Below are 19,561 nucleotides of genomic sequence, written 5' to 3'. Positions count from 1 at the left end.
GAGGCTGGGGCCAAATCACACTCTCAGCGCACCCGCACCCCTTTCGTTGGCGGCTGCCTGCTGATCCATGCCACAAACCGCCGCACGTCCTCATGGGCCAGTAGCGCGTCTACAGAAGAATATTCCCCGGCCAGTTCAGCATTGGAAAAGGTGCGGTGCAGGAATTTATGGCAGGGCGGGCACAACAACACTGTCGGCAGAGCGTGGATTTTCACGCCCTGCCGACGCCCCTGTGATTTGGGGATCAGGTGATGCTCGGTCAGATGCGGCACGGCGCGGTCACACAAGCCGCAGCGGTCAGGTTCGCGGGACGGGGGCGGCCAATCGGAGGCAGGCAGGCGGCGGGCCATCAGGCGCTCAGGCTAGGGCAGGCGGCAGGAGTCAGAGTGAGCGGTGCATTGCAGTTTCATTGGCTCTCAGCTCGGCTTGCAGGGCGTCCAGTACATCAGCACGCGGGTTGAGTCGCAGGCGGGCAGCGAAGGCGCGGGCCAACGCCGAAGCAGCCCAGCAAGCCTGGAGCGCCGTTCCACGGCTGGTCTCATTCAGATCGGCCAACTCCTGAGGCGGTAAATCGCGTTCGGCATTCCGCGCCGGAGCTTGCGGCTGAGGCGCACCGTGCAGCGTCCGGGCCAGACGCAACAGGCCGCCGCGCACCCAGTTCAGCAAGTCCCACGCCCGTAGGCTCTCGCCGCGCAGAGCAACCGCAGAAGCGAACACCAGCCAATTCAACATGGCGTCAAACTCCCTCTGGGAACTGGGCAGAATGGACGCAAACGGCGGCCCGGACGCCCAATCACCCAAAATATTCGCCAGCGTGCCGTCCTGATCCTTGATCAACATTCGGGCCGGATCACCGCCACCGTTAGGCCAGCCTTGCACCTGCTCTAACGTCGATTCCGCCTCCACATGCAGTTCTACACGCAACAAATTGGGCGTGACGATGTTGGGCGTGCCAAATGGATTAACCCCTTCCAGCGCAACAGGAGTCAGCGCCCGCAGAAAAGCAAACACATTTACAGTCTGTCCAGCACGCACAAAAGCGTAATATTCAAGGTCACTCCACTCATCGGCGGCGGGCGAACCATCCGGACGAGGTTGGGTGCGGCTGCCATAAGCGAGGGCGTACACCACGCGGTCATCGGCCAAGAGGGCGGCACGGATGGATGTATCCAGAGCATCGAGGGCGCTGAGTCGGGCGGCGGGGTTCACGGGGGCAAGCATAGTATGTTCATCTTCATACAGGTATTGTCTCAGCCGGGCCGACCAGGCATTTCTAGGCATAATTCTCCCTTCCAGACAGCCAAAACCCAATACCATTCCTGGCAACTGCTCTCCAGCCCACCAACAATCTGCCCGTCAGATGAAGGCCCGTCAGACAATCAAAGTCGCCACTCATGCACGGCGGGTAGCATAGGCATCATGCGTTTAGCTTCCCTCTCCGCCCGCGCTCCGGGCCTGTTGCTGTTGCCTGCTTTGCTGCTGTCTACAATCGGTGCTGCACAAACTGCTCCCGCACAGCCCGCTACGCCCGCGCCTGCTGCGGCTCCTGCCGCTCCTGCCCGCGCTCCCCTGCCCGGCGCAGCTTCGGCAGCCACCGGCCGCGCCGCCAGCGCCATCGCGGTAGAGGTGGGCGGCGTCATCAAGGGCCAGATCGTCAGTTGCCCCGCCGCCCTGAAACTAAGCGTGCAGGCCGTGTGCCTGTATTCCAAGAACCCTCCTGCCAGCCTGCGTCCCCTGATTCGCGGCAAGCTGGCAGGCCGGGCGCTGGGCGACTGGAAGACCACCGGCACCAGCAGCACGTTGTTGGCATCGGAAAGGGTGAATGGACCTGTGGGCGCGTTCGTGTTGCTGCGTGGGCTATCGGCCACCGAATCGCTTGTGGCTATTGACGCCGTGACCGCTACTGCTGCTAGCGCAGCAGCCCGCCCCGCTACCCCCGCCGGAGTGGTCAAGGGTCAGCCATATGTGCTGGGCCGCGACCTGATCGGCGTGGTCAACGTGACGGCACTGGGCGGCAACCGTTACCGCCTGAACGCAGGCGATACGGCGTTGACCGTGACGGTAGGAGCCAAAGCAGCTCAATTGAGCGGCGGCCAGACCACAGCGGGCAATGTAGAACTTCCGTTTGCACCCGCTACTGACGGCAAGAACCTGATTTTCCCCCTGCTGGGCCTGCGTTCGTTGGGCTGCACGGTCACGCCTGCCGGAGCAACGGTCACGGTGGCCTGCGGCCAGAGCAGCATCGGCCTGCGCCCCATCGTGTTCTAAGGTCAAGCTGTAACCTTTTACAGCAGTTCCCCCACAACGAAACGCCCGTGTAAGCCATTGATGCAACTGAGCTCAACGGCTTACATGGGCGAATTGGTTGTGGTCAAGCAACATGGGTGGTCAGGCAACATGGGTCAGGTCGTACCTCAGAGAAGAGCGCCGCGAACGCCGATCTATTACCAAAGTGCGGATAGTGGTGAGTATCCGCCGGGTAGAGCGACTAGCAACACTAACGGGAGAAGTGGTGATGAATAGGCATCCGGTGGCTTCGTGAGTAGTTGGACATTAGCGCAAGCCTTTTGACATGCCTCATATGTGGAACAGTGGAGACGGAACGCAAACTGGGGAACGCGGCATGGGGCGGTTCCTGTAGCGGACAACGGTGTGGACAGGTCACAAATCCTTCCCAGAGTCGCCCGGGGGCAAGGTATGTTCGTTCCTCACCCCTGATTGGAACAACTAGGAGGCAAGAGGAGAATGAAGCTCGTGGAACCGCGTCCTAGACGACGTTTTTCTTCCGGCTATGTTCGTGAGGTCAACACTGCCCGAACCCTTGATCAGAGCCGAGTGAAGTTGATCTGGGTCGCCAACTTCAGCAGACGGAGTCGCGTTCAGGGTCGTAGATCAGGTTGATTTGCGGCGTACCACGGTCACTGTCGCGGGGCAAGTCATGGCGGAGCCTGTTGCCCCCAGCACGTTTGGCGGCGTACATCAATTGGTCGGCCCGGTCTAGGGCGGCGTCCAACGTGTCGCCGGGAACCAGTGTCATACCGATGCTGACGGTCACGGGGCGGGTCGTCCACACGTGGTTTTGCACGGCCACTCGGAAAGCCTCCAGGGTAGGCACCATGCTCGGCTGACCCGCACAGCGCACCAGCACAAATTCTTCGCCTCCGTAGCGGGCGACCAGATCACCCGGCAGGGCGTGAGTCCTGAGGAGACCAGCAATCTCGCGCAGCACGGTATCTCCGGTGGCGTGGCCGTGTGTATCGTTCACGCGCTTGAAGCGGTCTACGTCGATCATAGCTACCTGAACAGGAGCCTGAGCCGTGCCATTCGCCAAGCGCCGCGCCCCTTCGGTGATCAGGTATTGGCGGTTGTGCAGGCCGGTCAGGAGGTCGGTGACGCTGCGGCGTTCAGCGTCGGCGTGCTGGGCTTCAGCCTGCGCTAAAGAGGCTTCGAGTTCGGCCAAACGTTGGGCCTGCCGGGCGTTGGCCTGCCCGATCATGGCGAGGGCCAGCGTTGCTGGGTCAAGAGCCTGAGGCCCACCGAGCTGCTCCTGTCCAGCTTCGTCCCAATCGCCCTGATCCTGCACCCAGCGCACCCGGCTCAGTTCTTGGGTCAGCAGCACACTGGCGCGGGCACGCTCGACTTCAGCCTCTATATCCTGAGACTGAGGAAGCTGATCGAGTTCACTAAAGTGCGTCTGTGCCGCTCCAATTTGGCCCTGCTGAACCTTAAGTACCACCAATTGCGCCAGGGCCAGAATATGCAGCACCGCGTACCCATCTTGGCCGCGCTGCACGGCATGGGCGTACTGCTGCTCCGCCCCTCCAAAGTCGCCGCGCCGCTGGTGCACCATGCCCAGATTCAGGTAGGCTACGCCAGCCTGCTCAGACTCGCCGCATTGCTCGAACAAGTCCAGCGCCTCTTGCAACAAGGGCAAGGCTTTTGCAACATTGAAATCCAGCAAAGCGAGGGCCAGATCGTGCTTGGCATGGGCCAATTCCACCTGATTACCGCAGCGCTCCGCCACCGCCAATTGCTCGTGGTACAGGGTGTGGGCCCCGCTGAAATCCAGACGCGCCATCATCAGGCCTGCCCGGATATTCAGGGCACGCGAACGCCACACGTCGGTCACGGTCAACCCTGACAGCGCGGCGTCTACGTGCGTAAATGCGGAAGTGTAGGATCCAGTGCGCCAATCAAGGTAGGCCAGCACCACATCGCGCACAGGTGAGGGCGGCTCGGCCTGCGCCCATCGCCTCGCACCACTGGGATTCAGCTCGCGATCAGCCCACGCCCGCTCGGAGGCGGTGAGTGCGGTAGGCGGAACGTGCAGCATCCCAATAGCATAGGCAACTTCCAAGCTCTACGATGCGATCTTTTCAGCATCTTAAGATACCTAACGGGGGATAAAGAGAGACAAAAGGGCGCTGACGACAAAGAAAATCGTTTCAGTGGGCAAACACGTCTAGACCAGCAACAACCACGCTACTGTGGGCCTCTACCGTCAGGTTGTGGTCACGGTTGTAGCCCCCCGCCATCAGGGTCACGACGGGAATCCCCGCCACACGCGCCCAAGTCAGCACCGTGTGGTTGCGCTCGTACACCCCGTCCAGCGTAAGGGCGAAGCGCCCGAATCTGTCTCCGGCCAGCACGTCTGCTCCGGCCAGGTACAGCAACAAGTCGGGCCGGAAGGCTTGCAGGGCAGGCAGCGCCGATTCCCGCAACACCGCCAGGTATTCGGTGTCTGTGACGCCATCGGGCAGGCCCAGATCGAGGCTACTGCGTTCCTTGCGAAAGGGGTAATTGCGCTCGCCGTGAATGCTGAGGGTAAAGGCCCGCGCCTCGGCCCCCAACAGCGCCGCCGTGCCGTTGCCCTGATGCACGTCCAGATCAAGGATCGCCACGCGCCGTGCCAGCCCTTCATCCAGCGCGATCCTTGTCAGAATGGCCGCGTCGTTGACCAGACAAAAGCCCTCGGCACTGGCCTCAAACGCATGATGCGTGCCGCCCGCAAGGTTCGCGCCCCAGCCCACCGCCAATGCGTCGTGCAGCGCCGCCAAAGACCCGCCCGCTGCCCGCCGCGCCCGCTCCACCACGCCCAAACTCCACGGCAACCCGAAAGCGCGTTCTTCGGCAGGCGTGACCTCGCCGCGCCGCCACCGCCTCAGCCAGATGGGGTCGTGCACGCGGGCCGCGTCGGCCCAGCGCAGGTTGGGAGTGTCCAGCACGGGCAGGAGGCCAGACAAACGGTCACGGACTCCGGCGTACTTGTAGGCGGGAAAGCGGTGGCCTTCGGGCAGGGGGAAGGTGTAGGCAGCGGGCGTATAGGCGCGGAAAGGGTGGGCGAATGAAGGCGGCGGGGCGGTCACGGGGTCAGTGTGGCGCGGCGGGGGGAGGGAAGCGGGATGCAATGGCACGATTGGCGGGTTTTGCTGAGCAGGTGACTGAATTTCCGCCACGTTTTCCCCCACCCCCAGCCCCCGCCCTCAAAGGATGCAGGAGAGGTTGTCGCTCTGCTTCGCAGCTCTACGAGTCCGCAGAGGAGGATTGATCTTGTCGCATCCAGACTCGGCTGAATCGTTCATCTAAAGCGGAATTGTCAGTCGTCTTAGCGCTGGAATTGGCCCGTCCGCTTATGCACACGACGGCCTCACACGGAGAAGAGCGGGAACGGTATGGAGTGGCGGTGTCGCGGTGTTTGCTTCCTTTGTATGGGGAAAGCTTGGGTTAGCAAAGAGGGTGAGTGAGCTGTAGGGACTGCCCTCCCCGTCTATCCAGCCCCTACCCGTTCTCTCTGAGTTCCCGCAATATCCAAAAGCCCAGGGCATTCAGCGCCAACACGAAGGCCAGCGATCCCAATGCCGCCCAGATTTCGCCGCGCCCGAATTGCATAATGATACTGAACAGGCCGCCCAGATTCAGGCTGATGAGGAGGACGAGCAGCAGACCGGGCAACACCTAACGTTCACCTTCTTGCACCAGTTCAAGCAATTCGGCGTGCAGCAGGCGGTTGGTTGCCACGATCATCTCTCCGTGCGGCGTGGGCGTTCCGCCAGCGTCGGAGACTTGGCCGCCCGCTTCCTGCAAGATCAGGCTTCCGGCGGCCACATCCCAGCGTTTTACACCGATTTCCCAGTAAGCGTCCATGCGCCCGCAGGCCACGTTGCACAGGTCTAGGGCCGCCGCTCCGGGCCGACGCACCGGAATGCCCAAGCGCAGCAGGCGGGCCACCAGTGCCAGATTGCGTTCGCCGCTGTTGTCGTAGGGGAATCCGGTGGCGACCAGTGCGGGCGTGGTCAGCGTGGGCGTGGCACTCACGGCGACTGCTTGGCCGTTCAGAAATGCGCCGCCGCCCAGTGTGGCCGTGAACAGTTCATCGCGGGTGGGGTCGTACACCGCTCCCGCGATGGCCTCACCCCGGTATTCCAGCGCCACCGACGCACAAAACACCGGGTAGCCGTGCGCGTAGTTCACCGTGCCGTCCAGTGGGTCTACCACCCAGCGAAAATCTGATTCAGCCGCAACATCACCCAATCCTTCTTCCTCGCCCAACACGGCGTGTCCTGGGTAAGTCTCGGCTATAACGGCGCGGATGACCCGTTCGGCTTCTCCGTCTACTTCCGTGACCAGATCGGCGTAGGTGGTTTTGGTGTGCACGATGCGGGCTGTACCCAGATGCGCCAGATGCACGGCCCCCGCTGCCCGCGCCGCCGCCACAGCAACAGCCAAGAAGGGGGCAAGGTCGGTGGGAATGGAACCAAATGCAGTCACGCCCTGAGTGTAGTGGCTCAGAATGGATGGGAATGAAATCTTCCCGAATCTTGCTCCTCTCTGTGGCTGCTGGAGCCCTGACTGGCTGTACCCCCGTGCAGAATGTAACGACTTTGCAGTTCCGGGCAGGCGCGGCAGGCGGTCAGATAGTTTCCGCCACGTTGCTCCCCACGCAACTCGTTCCAGCAGACCGGCTGCTGAGCGTGAGTGAGGCCGTAGAACGTGCCCCAGACGGCAGCGTGATCGTGGCCTGTCAGTCGGGGCCGCGTGGGGCGTTGTCGTGGGGGCTGTGCAGCCATATCACGCGCAAGCTGTCGGCAGGCCTGCTGACCGAATCGCCCAACCTGTTTGCAGGCGGCGTGCAGACTGTGCCCACCTCTACGCTGAATCGCCGTGCCGTGGTCATCGTGCTGGACGCAGGCGTAACCCCAGAGAAGCTGCCCGCGCTGAGGGCCGAAGCACAACGCCTGAACCGTGCGCCCTACGGCGTGGGCGGGCTGGGGCCGGAGTACGATTGCTCGACTTATCAAAATGCCCTGCAACGCGCCGCCGGGCTGCCGGATGTGGTGCCCCGCAATGCATGGGGCATCTATCTGCCGCAGGACGCGGTGGCGGGAGGGCGGGTGCTGTGGGTGGGGATTCAGGAAGTGGAGAGTGGATCGTAGAACGTGGCAAGGGCGCAGGTGGGCATGAGCGTCAGGATTCTTGGCCCCGAACTTTGGCAGAACACCTCGAGATCAGCTTCATACCTCTACCCTTCACCTCAACGCGGCTGACTGCTCAGCACCACCACATACGACGTTCCGCGGGATCCCTGCACGATGCTGGCTCCGGCGTGGGTATAGCGGGCCTCGTTCATCCAGAAGCAGTGCACGGCAGAATTGAGCCACCACCGAATGGCCGCTTCCGGGTTGAGGCCCGTGCCCATAAAGATGATTTCGGTGACGCTGACGGCATTCACACCGCTGCTGGCTGCGCGGATTTGGGGCGTGCTTCCGCCTGCGCCCGTATGGCTGACGCGCCCGCTGGAGGTCATGTAGTTGGCCTGGAGACGGGCGGCATGCGCGTGCGCGTTGCTAAAGGCCAAGGCTCCGGCGGCGGGGCGGCGGCCACTGCCGGGACAGGTCACGCCCTGTGCCCGCGCCGCGTTCAGGCGGGCCAGCAACTGCGACTCTGCGGAGGTCTGGGCAACAGCGCTGGCAGAAGCGACCAACGCAAGAAGACCCAGAATGTGCCGAAAGGGAACCTTAAGCATGTGAAGGGATTCTAAACGCTGAGGCTGTGTGTGAGCTGTGAGGAGTTGGGCAGGGGAAATGAGAAAAGGCGACGCTGCACGGAGCAACGCCGTCCTCTCATCCAAATGAGACGCTGAGCTTAGGCCTTGAGTAATCCACTGCGGCGCAGCAGGGCGTCGGGATCTGGGCCACGACCCATGAACTCCTGGTACAGTTGCGCGGCTTCGGCGCTGTTGCCCCGGCTCAGAACGGCGTCCACGAAGGCGCGGCCCGTTTCGCGGTTGAAGATACCCTCGGCGGCAAAGCGCGAGAAGGCGTCGGCGTCCAGCACTTCGGCCCACTTGTAGGAGTAGTAGCCAGCGCCGTAGCCCACCGGACTGCTGAACAGGTGCCCAAATTGCGCGGCGCGGGCGTAGTCTTCGGCCAGCGGGTAGGGGTAAAAGCGGGCCATCACGTCGCGGGCCACCGCAATCGGGTCTTCGTCACCTTCCGGGTCAAATTCCACGTGCAGCGTGAGATCCATCAGGCCAAACGAGTACTGGCGCATAGACGTATTGGCGGCGCGGAAATTGCGGGCACGGGTCATGCGGTCAAACAGGTCGGCGGGCAGGGGTTCTCCAGTCTGCCAGTGGGCGGCGATCAAGTCCAGCGCATCGCGTTCGGCCACCCAGTTTTCCATGATCTGGCTGGGCAACTCTACAAAATCCCAGGCCACACGCGTTCCGCTGAGGCTGCGTACTGGCACACGCGAGAGGGCGTGGTGCAGCAGGTGGCCGAATTCGTGGAACACGGTTTCCACCTCGCGGATAGACAGCAGCGCGGGCGTGTCGCCGCTGGGGGGGGTCATGTTGCCGCACATCAGGCCCAGGTGGGGTTCTACACCCTGCTCCCCTTTAACACTGGCACGGGGGCCACCCGTCATCAGGCCGTTCATCCACGCGCCGCTGCGTTTGGTGTCGCGGGGGAACCAGTCGGTATAAAAGCTGGCGATGTGCGTGCCAGATTCGTCCTGAATGTCATAGAACCGAACCTCGGGATGCCAGACGGGGGCGCTCGATTCCTTCACGGTCACGCCGAAAATCCGGGTCACGATGTCGAACATGCCGTTCATCACGCGGTCAAGCGGGAAGTAGGGACGCAGGGCCTCCTCGTCGAAGTCGTATTCGGCCTGGCGCTGCTTCTCGGCCCAGTAGCCGATATCCCAGCCCGTCAGTGCGGGGGCGTAGGCTCCGGCGTGCTGGCGATAAAAAGCGTCCAGATCTGCATTTTCCTGCTCGTAGGCGGGGCGGGTGCGGATTTCCAGGTCGCGCAGGAACTTCAGGGGAACGTCTCCCCCACCCGTCATGCGGTCTTCCAGCACATAGTCGGCAAAGTCGCGGAAGCCCAGCAAGCGGGCCTGCTCGCGGCGCAGCTTCAGGATGTCGCGTACCAGTGGGCGGTTGTCGCGGCCTTCCTGCACGCCCGTACTCTGCGACGCCTCCCACAACTCGCGGCGCAGCTCGCGGTCATCGGCATAGGTCAGGATGGGTTCCACGACCGGCATATGCAGCGTCAGGCGGTGGCCCTCTTTCCCGTGAGTCTCTGCATCGGCGCGGGTGGCGTCCAGTACACGTTGCGGCACGCCCGCCAAGCGTTCAGTAGACACGTACAGTTCAAAGGCGGCGGTGGAATCCAGCACATTCTTGGAAAACTCGTTGGTGATCTGGGCCAACTGGGTATTCAGGGCCATCAGGCGGTCTTTTTGCTGGGCGGGCAGGTCGGCCCCTTCGCGGCGGAATTCGTCGATGGTCAGTTTCAGGTGACGCGCCCGCACCGGGTCGAGGGCGCGGCCCGCATCAGTGTCGGCAAACGCTTTGACGGCGGCCCACAACCCGGGGTGCAGGCTGAGTTGCGTGTAGAACTCGCTGACCTTGGGAATGATGGCTTTTTTGGCCGCCTGCCACGACTCGTCGCTGATCACGCTGTCGAGGTGGTACACGATGGTACTGACAGTTTGCAGTTGGGCCGTAAGGCCGTCCAGATCGGCCATGAAGCCCTCGAAGCCGCGCTCGCCCGCCGCCGCCAGATGATCCAGGCGGGTCTGCGTGGCGGCAATCAGCGTGTCGATGGCTTCTTCGGCGTGTTCGGCACGAATCTGGTCGAAGGGAATGCGGAAGCCGACGTTCAGCAGCGGGTTGCTGCTCTCCACAGGTGTTGGATTGCTCATAGACTGAGTATAGACAGCCGGAATGGCGCCGGGACGAAGATTGCGACAAGCCGAATGGCGGATGTGCGGAGGGCGGGGCCGTGCTGTGCTGGTGCATGGTTGACCTGCCGCCCGAACTGACCTGGAAGACTCCGACTGACCTGAACCGCCTGGCTGAATTGTTGAGCGCCGCGCACCCCGACGCGCCCACCACTGCCGCCGAACTGGAGCGGCTGGAGCGTGGATACCTGCCCGCAGAGGTACACAGGCGCGGAGTAATAGAAGAAAACGGTGTCTGGGGCGGGATGTATGAAGTGGACACGCCCCGCAGCGACTCACACGAGGGCTGGCTGAGTATTTCAGTATGCACCCTGCTCAGCCACACCACGTTAGGAAAAGTGCTGCTGGCACGGGCTGAAGCGGTGGCTGCCGAATACGGCGCACACACCCTGCTGAGCCGTGTACGGGAGGACTGGTGGGAGTTGCCGCTGCTGCAATCGCACGGCTACCGCGAGCATGACCGGATGTGGAGCAGCACGCTTGACCTGACCGGGTTGGACTTTGTCGCCTTTGCCGCGCAGGAGCACAAAGCTCAGGCTGCCGGAATCCAGATTCGGCCACTGAGTGAACTGGGGGCGTTTGACGAACCGCAGCAATTCCGATTGTATACCCTGATCACCACCCTCCTGCGCGATGTGCCCAGCACTTCTCCGGTCAAGGTGTGGCCCTTTGAAACGTGGCAGTTGCGGATCGTGGATGCAATCGACCCGGTGGGCTTATTTATGGCTATTGCCCCGGATGGAGAGTGGGTGGGAGTGAATGAACTGTATGCCGTGAGCAACGCTGCGCCTCACACGCTCCGCAATGGGCTGACGGGCGTGCTGGCCGACTGGCGCGGCAACAGTATCGCTTACGCCCTCAAGCTGGCGTCGGCCCGCGCTGCGCTGGCACGCGGTTTTACCCATGTTCGCACGGGGAATCACAGCAGCAACGCGCCTATGCTCGGAATCAATGAGCGGCTAGGGTTTGTGCGGGAAGCGGCGTGGATGATGCTGAAGAAGGGAGTGTAGAAGTTGTGGTAGGTGGATCATGGAACGTAGGAATAACTTTGGTGGGCAGAACGATCAGAGTTGTCGGCTTTGAATTTGGCAACAGCACTAGAGCTCATGTGTACGTTTCCACTACCATTGATCACTTACAGCCCCATCCGCTCCAGAATCATCGCATCGCCTAGCGAATAGAACCGGTATTCCCCGTCCAGCGCGGCGGCATACGCGGCCTGGATACGGTCTACACCCGCGAAGGCCGCCACCAACAGCAGCAAGGTGCTTCCGGGTAAGTGCAGATTGGTAATCAGCAGATCGGGCACGCGCACAGGCGTTCCAGGGGTGATGAAAATCTGGGTGTCGCCCACGCCCGGTTGTACCAGCCCAGCCGTATCCACCGCACTTTCCAGCGCCCGCACAGTCGTTGTGCCCACAGCCACGATGCGTCGGCCCTCTGCCCTAGCCGTGTTGATGGCCTTGGCGGTGGCCGCGCTGATGGAATAGCGTTCGGCGTGCATCACGTGGTCGGCCACACTGCCGGAAATCGGGCGGAAGGTTCCTGCGCCCACGTGCAGGGTGATGGCGGTGCGCCCCACGCCCATGCTGTCCAACTCGGCCAGCAGTTCGGGCGTGAAATGCAGACCCGCCGTGGGAGCCGCCACGCTGCCGGGTTCACGGGCGTACACCGTCTGATAGCGTTCGCGCCAGCGTTCGTCGTTGTCGCCCGCGTCGATGTAGGGCGGCAGCGGCAAGCGCCCGATGGTGTCCAGGTGCGGCTTGATGTCGTGGTCGAAGCGCAGCAGGCGTGCGCCGTCATCCAATTGGCCCATGATTTCGGCGCGGTGGGGAGCGTCGGACGGGCCGAGGAGAAGTTCGGGGCCAGCGCGGCGGGCGGGTTTCAGGTAAGCCGACCAGATGTGCGCCCCCAGGTCTGTCCCGTATTCCTCGCGGAGCAGCATCACTTCGACTTGCCCACCGCCGAAGCCGTTCTGCATGGGTTTGCGGGCCATTACACGGGCCGGAATGACCCGGCTTTCGTTGAAAACCAGCAGATCGCCGGGTTGCAACAGCCCCGGCAAGTCGCGGAAAAGCAGATGCTCTATTTCCCCGTTCACCCTCATCAGGCGGGAGGAGTCGCGGGGTTCTGCACCCGATTGGGCGATGCGCTCCGGCGGCAGGGTAAAGGCCAGTTGCGCCAGCACCGCGTCCGGGTCAAGGTGAGGATCAGGCATGTTGGGGAACGGCTATCAAGGCTCCAGCGCGGGCGCTTCTTCGGCGCGGGCAGGCTTCTGGCGGGCAGGCATCAGGCCGCCCTCTATATCGGGCAGGTGCATAAAGCGGTCTGCGGCGTCGATCAGCTTCTGGGCCGTATGCTCGCGGAAGGAGATCACTTCTACACGCTTGCCGCGCTCCTGAAGCACTTCCACGATGTCGGTGAAGTCGCCGTCGCCGCTGCCCAACACGATGACGTCGAGGTGATCACACAGGCGCACCATATCGGCCACGATGCCCATATCCCAGTTGCCCTCATAAATGGCCTTGCCGCCCTCGGTGACGTGGTGCAGGGTCAGGTTCATGCGGCGCACCTTGAAGCCCAACGTGGACAGTTTGTAGATGAAGGGCCGGGCAGTGGCCTCGTTTTCGCGCTCGACGGTGTAGGCGATGGCATGGACGAGTTCACGGTTGTCGGTACTCACGCGCATCAGCGTTTCGAAGTTGACAGTGCGCTCCAGCAGATCGCGGGCAGAGTGATACAGATTCTGGGTATCGATGAACACACCGACTCTGGGACGGGAAACGACGTATTGCATTGGGAATTCTCCTGTTTGGGGGCCACACGGCGCATTTGGCTTGGAGCACTTGGCGCGGGGCGGCAGAAAGAAAGGCGCTGGAAAATGAATGGACAGAAACGAAAATGAACAAACGGAATGTAAATGCCCTTGGGTGAACGCGGCAAGAAGCATAAGCCTGCCGCCCATGAGGGGATGTAAGAATATTAACAAAAATCAGGTTGGGAAGGCCAGGAGGGGTTCAGCTCTTCTGGCCGCCCTACATAACTCGCTGCACTCGGCCTTTCAGACCGTTACCCTACTGGTATGACAACGGACGCGACCACTCCAGCGCAATCTGACTTAACACAGTCTGGCTCGGCGCAGTCGGGCTTGGCGCACGCACAGGCGGCCTATGCAGAATTGCAGGGGCAAGGGCTGAAGCTGAATATGCAGCGCGGGCAACCCTCAGACGCCGATTTTGACCTGTCAAACGGCCTTCTGACCGCGCTGGGCGAAACCGATACGCACCAGGACGGCCTTGACCTCCGCAATTATCCGGGCGGCGTCCACGGTCTGCCCAGTGCGCGGGCGCTGTTTGCCGCCTACCTGGACCTGAAGGCCGAGAACATGCTGGTCTGGAACAATTCCAGCCTGGAGTTGCAGGGCCTGCTGCTGAGTTTTGCCCTGCTGCACGGCGTCAGGGGCAGCACCGGCGGCTGGGTCAAGCTGCTGGACAGCCAGAAACCCAAAATGATCGTGACCCTGCCCGGCTATGACCGTCACTTTTTGCTGCTGGAAACGCTGGGCTTCGAACTCCTGACCGTGCCTATGCAGCCCGATGGCCCCGACGTAGACGCCATTGCCCGGATTGCGGGCCGCGACGCTTCGGTCAAGGGTGTGCTGTTCGTGCCCACCTATTCCAATCCAGGCGGCGAAAGCATCAGCGCAGCAAAAGCGGCAAAACTGGCCGGAATCAAGGCGGCGGCGGCAGATTTCACCATCTTTGCCGATGATGCCTACCGGGTGCATCACCTGTCGGACACCGACCAGGACGCGCCAGTCAACTTTGTGACGCTGTGCCGCGACGCCGGATTCCCTGACCGCGCTTTCGTGTTTGCCAGCACCAGCAAGGTCACGTTTGCCAGCGGCGGCCTGGGCTTCGTGGGTAGCAGCGAAGACAATATCGCCTGGGCCACCAAGTACCTGAATGCCCAGAGCATCGGGCCGAACAAGCTGGAGCAGGCCCGCCACGTGCGCTTTTTGGCCCAGTACGAGGGCGGGTTAGAAGGTTTGATGCGTGACCACGCCCGCCTGATCGCGCCCAAGTTTCAGGCCGTGTATACCACTCTGGCGCAGGAGTTGGGCGAATCGGGCGAGTACGCCACGTGGACAACCCCCAAGGGCGGCTACTTTGTTAGCCTCGATACCACCGAACCTGTGGCGGCGCGGGTGGTGCAGCTTGCAGACATGGCCGGAGTAAGCCTGACCCCCGCCGGGGCCACCTATCCGGGCGGCAAAGACCCCACCGGGCGCAATATCCGCCTGGCTCCCACACGCCCACCCGAAGCCGAGGTGCTGACCGCCATGAAAGCAGTCGCCACCTGCATTCGGCTGGCGACAGAGGAGTACCGGGCGGGCAAGACCGCCTAAACACGGCCTGAGCAGGCGAGTTTGTATCCGGCACAAAAAGAGGCTGGCCCCGCTGAGTTTTGGCGTTGCCAGCCTGCCTTTTTGGCCCTGATCCCGGACTGCGCCGCCCGGTGCCAACTGTACCGCTGGACATTCCGGCTTGATTTTCTGGCCGCTGACCCTGAGGATAACGCCTATATGCCCACCCGTTACTCTGGAACGCCCGAGGAGCGCCGGGCGCTGGAGGCGTACATCAAGCTCTGGCGTGCCGCACACGCCGTAGAAGTGGCTGCCAACCGTCATCTGGCCGCCTATGACCTCACCATCAGCCAATTTGGAGTCATTGAGGCCCTGTATCACCTTGGCCCCCTGAGTCAGCGCCAACTGGCCGACAAAATCCTGCGCTCCAGCGGCAACCTGACGATGGTCATAGACAATCTGGAGCGTGATCATTTGGTGCGCCGTGAACGTGACCCGGTAGACCGCCGCGTGGTGAACGTGTCGCTGACCACGCAGGGTGAAGCCTTGATAGAAAGCGTGCTGCCCCAGCATGTGCGCGGCATTCACGACCTGTTTACCATCCTGACGCCCGAAGAGCTGATTCAGTTGGCGGCCCTGACGCGCAAATTGGGCTTGGGATTGGCCGCTAAGGAAAACGAAGCACAGCAAAAAAGTCGGAAACGGCGTGCGGGAACAGCAGAGCAGATCAGAGCCAAGGCAGAGGACTAGGGCAGTGGTCAACAATGTTGATGTTGACCGAACGGAGTGAGTAAATCTCATGGAACAGTGGAGGGAAGCGTCATACCAACGCCTTCTGAAGCTTCCCTTCGGACAACTGCTGTAGGGCAGTGCGAACGACGAGATTGTTGGCGTGCCTGACCCAGAATTTCTCTGATCAGCACGCCTTCTTCAGTTCCTACACGGCACTTCCCGGATTCCCTCTTCGCCAGAACCCACTTTATGGCCGGTGCGCCTGAATCTCCTCGGCCACCCGCGCCGCCTTTCGGTCTGTAATCAGGCGTCCGCCGCGTGCCGTCGACCCCACCACCAGCGCCGCCGAAATAATGACGAAGTTTTTGATGATGTACTGACCCTCCAGAGTGGGGACGAAGGGAAAGATTTTAAAGGTCTCGCCCGGGAAAAACAGCAGCGGCAGAAAGGTTCCGGCCATCTGCGCGAACAGCAGAAATAAGGTGGCCCGCAGGAAGCGCCCTGACAGCAGCCCCAACCCAATCAGGCATTCCCACGCGGCCAGCACGGGCAAACTGACATTGGCGGGCACAAGACCAAAGGTCAGCACCGAAATAGTGCGGTTGGCCAAGCCTTCGGCGGTGCTGACGCCGGGGAAGAATTTCAGGGCGCCGAACCAGAAGAAAATCAGGCCGATGGAGAGGCGCAGCAGCGTGATGCCGTGCCGTCCGAACCAGCCGACCACAGCCGAATCCAGCCGGTTGAAACGTGCCGCGAACGAAAGTGGGGTACGGCTGTGATGATTGTCGGTCATACAGAATTCCTCCCAGCCCCCGTACACGAATTTCTACGCTGGCTTGGGCTGCCACCTCATTCTGAGGACTGAAAGCCAGACATCTGCCCTCTCTGACCCATTGTTTTCGCTCATAGCCTGAACCCATTCTTCAGGGTTCGTTGAGGGCGCGAGGCTGAAACTTCGGGCTGACTTTAAAATCGTTCAATGTTAAGCTACTCTAGTGATATGACCTTCTCTCCTGCTTCCTCCGCGCCGGGAACTTCGCCTGTGCAGGGCCTTCACCACGTCACCGTGATGGCACAAGATCCGCAGCGCAACATCGATTTTTATTCCCAGACGCTGGGGCAACGGCTGGTCAAAGTGACGGTAAACTTTGACGATCCCGGCACCTACCACCTGTACTACGGCGACCTGACGGGGCAGCCCGGCACGATCATGACGCACTTTCCGTGGCCTGCTGCCAAAAAGGGCGTGCGGGGCAACGGCGAAGTGGTGGCAACGGCTTACAGCGCCCCGCGTGCCTCCGAGGGCTACTGGCGCGAGCGGCTGAGCGCCCACGGTTTTGCCCTGAAAGAAGACTTGCGGTTTGGCGAGCGCGTGCTGACGCTGGAAGACCCGGACGGAACCTGGGTGGAATTGGTCTTCGACGACGGCCAGGAAGTAGAGCCCTGGCCCGCCTCGCCCGTGCCCGCCGAACACGAACTGCGCGGCTTCCATTCGGTCACGGCCTGGGTAGGCGACACCCAGCCCGTGCGGGACTTGTTGGTGGGGCAACTCGGGTTTATAGAAGTCGGCACCGACGAGGCCAGCGCAGGCCAGCGCACCCGCTTCCGGGGCAGTGGCAGCGGCGTGGGCCTGTTTGTAGACGTGGTGGCACGGCCCAGCCAGCCACGCGGCACCTTCGGGGCAGGCAGCGTGCATCACGTGGCCCTGCGTACCCGGAGCGACGCCGAGCAGCTGGCCTACCTACAATCGCTGACGGCGGCAGGCTTCCGGCCCACACCCGTGCAAGACCGCCAGTATTTTCATTCCATCTACTTCCGGGAACCGAACGGTGTGCTGTTTGAAATTGCCACCGACGCCCCCGGTTTCCCTGACGACGAACCCGTAGAGGAACTGGGCAAGCACCTGAAATTGCCCGCGTGGTACGAGGCCCAGCGCCCTGCCATAGAAGCCAACGCGCCCAGAATCGTGAGTCGGGAATATGGTGTGACCATCGGCAACCGTGACCTGAGTGCAGCGCAGGATGCCGCGCCAGAAGATATCGAGGAAGCGGGCGGCGTACAGGTGTATGCGGGGGGCCGCCCCTTGGCCGAGGCGCGGGTGGCGATGGTGCTGCTGCACGGGCGCGGCGGCACGGCAGCCGACATTCTGAGCCTGTCTGACGATCTGAGCCTCAGCGCCTTTGCCTACCTTGCCCCGCAAGCCGAGGGGAACACGTGGTATCCACAGTCGTTTCTGGCTCCGGTGGCGCAGAACCAGCCCCACTTAGACCGGGCCTTGGGCGCGGTGGGCGCGGTGATAGACGCACTGGGAGAACAGGGAATCAAGCCGGAAAACGTGGTGCTGGGCGGCTTTTCTCAGGGCGCGTGCCTGGCGCTGGAATATGCCAGCCGTGCCGCCGCGCAGGGCCAACGCTTGGGCGGCGTGGTGGCCCTCAGCGGCGGCCTGATTACGCTGGATCAGGGCGGCGATTTAGGCGGCACACCCGTGTTTATGGGCGTCGCGCCCGATGATGCCCATATTCCGCTCAGCCGCTTTCAGGCCAGCGCCGATCACCTCAAATCGCGCGGGGCCGCAGTAGACGCCCGCGTGTATCCGGGGCTGGGACATTCCATCAACAAGGACGAACTGGACGCCGTGCGCCGCGTGATGCAGGGCGTAGCTGGGCTGGTCTAGCCCTACTGCTCTGGCCTTACTTCAGCGTGACGGCCACGAATACGGGATCGGCGTCCGGGCCTTCAAAGCCGATCCCGTAGGCCCGCAAGGTGAACAGGGCGCGGTTTCCCCGCACGTCCACCCGCTCCAGGCTGTAGCGGGCGGCGCAGGAGCGAGCAGCGGGCAAAGTCTTGTCTTGATATACCACACGCCCCCGCACACTCAGGCGAAAGCCGGACGCGACATCGCCGGGGTTGAAGTAATCCTGCGGGCACTTGGACGGCAGGCGAAACACATCAAGTTTGATGGGCGCGACAATGCCCGCCGTCCACAATGAAACCGACGTGGTGCGACTCTGCCCCGCCCCGATGCCGTCCGACCACGACGCATAGGCTGTGGGATACACCCGGCGGTAACGCGGCACCGACGTAACGCCCGGATTCAGACCGGATTGGGCAAAAATATTGACCACAGGCGCAGAGGTCAGGAGTTGGGCCAACACAGCTGGGGCCGCCGCTTCATCCACATCTTTTTGAGCGGTGTAAACGGTGGCTCCGGTAGAGGTATTCAGCACATCTACCTGCGCCGCGCCGAATCCGCTGCCGTCGAGTTCGCCGGACGTGATCGCTGCTACCCGGTGACTGGACGGCGAAAACGCCACTCGAACGATGTCCAGGCGGTTGCCTGCCCACGCTGTTGAGGCCAACAAGATCAGTGCCGGGAAAAAAAGTCGCCGCATGGCTTACCGTACACCGGTTTGGGGAAAGCACAGGCTTTAGGCGGGGTTTGAACCTCTCCTTAGACCAAGTTGAAATAGCTCGCGCGAATCCTTCGAATAGCAAAGCTGCGCAGCGGAGCGAACAGCAAAAAACATGAGCTAGCGGCGATGGACGAACATCCGTAAAAACACTGGATGTCCGGAAATCACAGCAAGTACGCGTTTGGCCCTCAGACCCTTAGACACCCTTCCCCACTCAGAACCGCACGCTGTTCAGAATCTTGCTGAACGTTGCGCTGGCCGCCGCATACCGCGCAGGCGTATCGGTGAGTTGAAAGGAGTAGATATTTTTGGCCCCGTTGCCGTACCACACGCGCAGGCGCAGCTGGCCTTCCTTGATGGTCAGGGCGTATTCGCGTTCCTGCCCACTGACGCCGCCGTAACTCGCGGCTTTGCTGCTGAGCAATTTAAGGGTCGCTCCAGTGGTCTTCACGCCCGACTCGAAGTTCTGATATTCGGTGACAAGATTCACGGCCCGTCCAGCCTTGCTGGCAAACAGCAGACGCACCAGCGATGCGGGTTTGGTCTTGCCCGACAGCAGACTCACCCCGTTGGTATCATCTTTAAAGTCGATGCCCACCCAGCCCTGCGGATAGCTGAACGAAAACGGCAATTTGGGATCGCTGAACTTGATCAGGGTTTGCGCACCAGCCAGCGGAAGAAGCGAAACGAGGGCCGAAGCCAGGAGTACACGGGAAACCTTCATGGGCTGCACCGTAGCAACCGAATGTGAGTGCAGCGGGTGAATTGGGTGGGTGCGGGGCCAGAGTGAGGAAATTCACCA

At 62.1% G+C, this 19,561-nt stretch carries 19 protein-coding genes; 6 read left to right on the top strand and 13 right to left on the bottom strand.

All coding sequences use genetic code 11. From position 1 onward, the window contains the following. Positions 1-23 precede the first annotated feature (23 nt). Positions 24-350, bottom strand: a complete 327-nt coding sequence (locus M1R55_RS14155; RefSeq protein ID WP_249392374.1) for an HNH endonuclease — start codon at positions 348-350, stop codon at positions 24-26. A gap of 31 nt (positions 351-381) precedes the next feature. Further along, positions 382-1,221 (bottom strand): hypothetical protein, encoded by an 840-nt coding sequence (locus M1R55_RS14150; protein WP_249392373.1) that lies wholly within the window; start codon positions 1,219-1,221, stop codon positions 382-384. Positions 1,222-1,419: 198 nt separating this feature from the next. Here M1R55_RS14150 and M1R55_RS14145 point away from each other — a divergent pair, with 198 nt between their 5' ends. Next, entirely contained in the window at positions 1,420-2,268 is an 849-nt protein-coding gene (locus tag M1R55_RS14145; RefSeq protein ID WP_249392372.1) for a hypothetical protein, read from the top strand. Positions 2,269-2,860: 592 nt separating this feature from the next. On the opposite strand, the gene M1R55_RS14140 is transcribed toward M1R55_RS14145, so the two are convergent. From M1R55_RS14140 to M1R55_RS14125, 4 genes are all read right to left on the bottom strand, one after another. Further along, positions 2,861-4,333 (bottom strand): diguanylate cyclase, encoded by a 1,473-nt coding sequence (locus M1R55_RS14140; RefSeq protein WP_249392371.1) that lies wholly within the window; start codon positions 4,331-4,333, stop codon positions 2,861-2,863. A 112-nt stretch (positions 4,334-4,445) separates the two neighbouring features. After that, a complete protein-coding gene (locus M1R55_RS14135; protein WP_249392370.1) occupies positions 4,446-5,366 on the bottom strand; it encodes a histone deacetylase in 921 nt (306 codons plus the stop codon). Positions 5,367-5,778: 412 nt separating this feature from the next. After that, positions 5,779-5,955, bottom strand: a complete 177-nt coding sequence (locus M1R55_RS14130; RefSeq protein WP_249392369.1) for a hypothetical protein — start codon at positions 5,953-5,955, stop codon at positions 5,779-5,781. Then, a complete protein-coding gene (locus M1R55_RS14125) occupies positions 5,956-6,768 on the bottom strand; it encodes an inositol monophosphatase family protein (protein WP_249392368.1) in 813 nt (270 codons plus the stop codon). It lies immediately after the preceding gene. Between the two features lie 32 nt (positions 6,769-6,800). Here M1R55_RS14125 and M1R55_RS14120 point away from each other — a divergent pair, with 32 nt between their 5' ends. Next, a complete protein-coding gene (locus tag M1R55_RS14120) occupies positions 6,801-7,433 on the top strand; it encodes a hypothetical protein (RefSeq protein ID WP_249392367.1) in 633 nt (210 codons plus the stop codon). 98 nt (positions 7,434-7,531) lie between these two features. Here M1R55_RS14120 and M1R55_RS14115 read toward each other — a convergent pair whose 3' ends face one another. Together M1R55_RS14115 and M1R55_RS14110 are read right to left on the bottom strand one after the other, a co-directional pair. Beyond that, a complete protein-coding gene (locus tag M1R55_RS14115) occupies positions 7,532-8,023 on the bottom strand; it encodes a CAP domain-containing protein (protein ID WP_249392366.1) in 492 nt (163 codons plus the stop codon). Between the two features lie 119 nt (positions 8,024-8,142). After that, positions 8,143-10,209, bottom strand: a complete 2,067-nt coding sequence (locus tag M1R55_RS14110; RefSeq protein WP_249392365.1) for a M3 family metallopeptidase — start codon at positions 10,207-10,209, stop codon at positions 8,143-8,145. A 95-nt stretch (positions 10,210-10,304) separates the two neighbouring features. Here M1R55_RS14110 and M1R55_RS14105 point away from each other — a divergent pair, with 95 nt between their 5' ends. Continuing rightward, positions 10,305-11,258 (top strand): N-acetyltransferase, encoded by a 954-nt coding sequence (locus M1R55_RS14105; RefSeq protein WP_249392364.1) that lies wholly within the window; start codon positions 10,305-10,307, stop codon positions 11,256-11,258. Between the two features lie 125 nt (positions 11,259-11,383). Here the strand turns inward: M1R55_RS14105 and queA are convergent, their stop codons facing one another. After that, complete coding sequence (queA, locus tag M1R55_RS14100) at positions 11,384-12,466, bottom strand: tRNA preQ1(34) S-adenosylmethionine ribosyltransferase-isomerase QueA (protein WP_249392363.1); 1,083 nt, start codon at positions 12,464-12,466, stop codon at positions 11,384-11,386. Between the two features lie 15 nt (positions 12,467-12,481). Beyond that, complete coding sequence (locus M1R55_RS14095; protein WP_249392362.1) at positions 12,482-13,045, bottom strand: NYN domain-containing protein; 564 nt, start codon at positions 13,043-13,045, stop codon at positions 12,482-12,484. 285 nt (positions 13,046-13,330) lie between these two features. Here M1R55_RS14095 and M1R55_RS14090 point away from each other — a divergent pair, with 285 nt between their 5' ends. Together M1R55_RS14090 and M1R55_RS14085 are read left to right on the top strand one after the other, a co-directional pair. After that, on the top strand, positions 13,331-14,656 hold the full coding sequence (locus tag M1R55_RS14090) for an aminopeptidase (protein WP_249392361.1): 1,326 nt from the start codon (positions 13,331-13,333) through the stop codon (positions 14,654-14,656). 81 nt (positions 14,657-14,737) lie between these two features. Continuing rightward, positions 14,738-15,364, top strand: coding sequence for a MarR family winged helix-turn-helix transcriptional regulator (locus M1R55_RS14085; RefSeq protein ID WP_249392360.1), 627 nt, complete (start codon positions 14,738-14,740; stop codon positions 15,362-15,364). Between the two features lie 229 nt (positions 15,365-15,593). Here M1R55_RS14085 and M1R55_RS14080 read toward each other — a convergent pair whose 3' ends face one another. Beyond that, the gene (locus M1R55_RS14080; protein WP_249392359.1) at positions 15,594-16,139 is read right to left on the bottom strand and encodes a DoxX family protein; all 546 of its coding nucleotides are present in this window, start codon (positions 16,137-16,139) and stop codon (positions 15,594-15,596) included. A gap of 207 nt (positions 16,140-16,346) precedes the next feature. On the opposite strand from M1R55_RS14080, the gene M1R55_RS14075 reads away from it, so the two are divergent. After that, positions 16,347-18,020, top strand: a complete 1,674-nt coding sequence (locus M1R55_RS14075; protein WP_249392358.1) for a VOC family protein — start codon at positions 16,347-16,349, stop codon at positions 18,018-18,020. A gap of 16 nt (positions 18,021-18,036) precedes the next feature. Here M1R55_RS14075 and M1R55_RS14070 read toward each other — a convergent pair whose 3' ends face one another. Then, entirely contained in the window at positions 18,037-18,738 is a 702-nt protein-coding gene (locus tag M1R55_RS14070) for a DUF2259 domain-containing protein (RefSeq protein ID WP_249392357.1), read from the bottom strand. Between the two features lie 235 nt (positions 18,739-18,973). Further along, on the bottom strand, positions 18,974-19,483 hold the full coding sequence (locus tag M1R55_RS14065) for a hypothetical protein (protein ID WP_249392356.1): 510 nt from the start codon (positions 19,481-19,483) through the stop codon (positions 18,974-18,976). Positions 19,484-19,561: the final 78 nt, after the last annotated feature.

Source organism: Deinococcus sp. QL22 (genome assembly GCF_023370075.1).
Taxonomy (GTDB): domain Bacteria; phylum Deinococcota; class Deinococci; order Deinococcales; family Deinococcaceae; genus Deinococcus.
The sequence above is the reverse complement of the archived record's forward strand: the minus strand, read 5'-3'. Positions and strand labels throughout refer to the sequence as shown.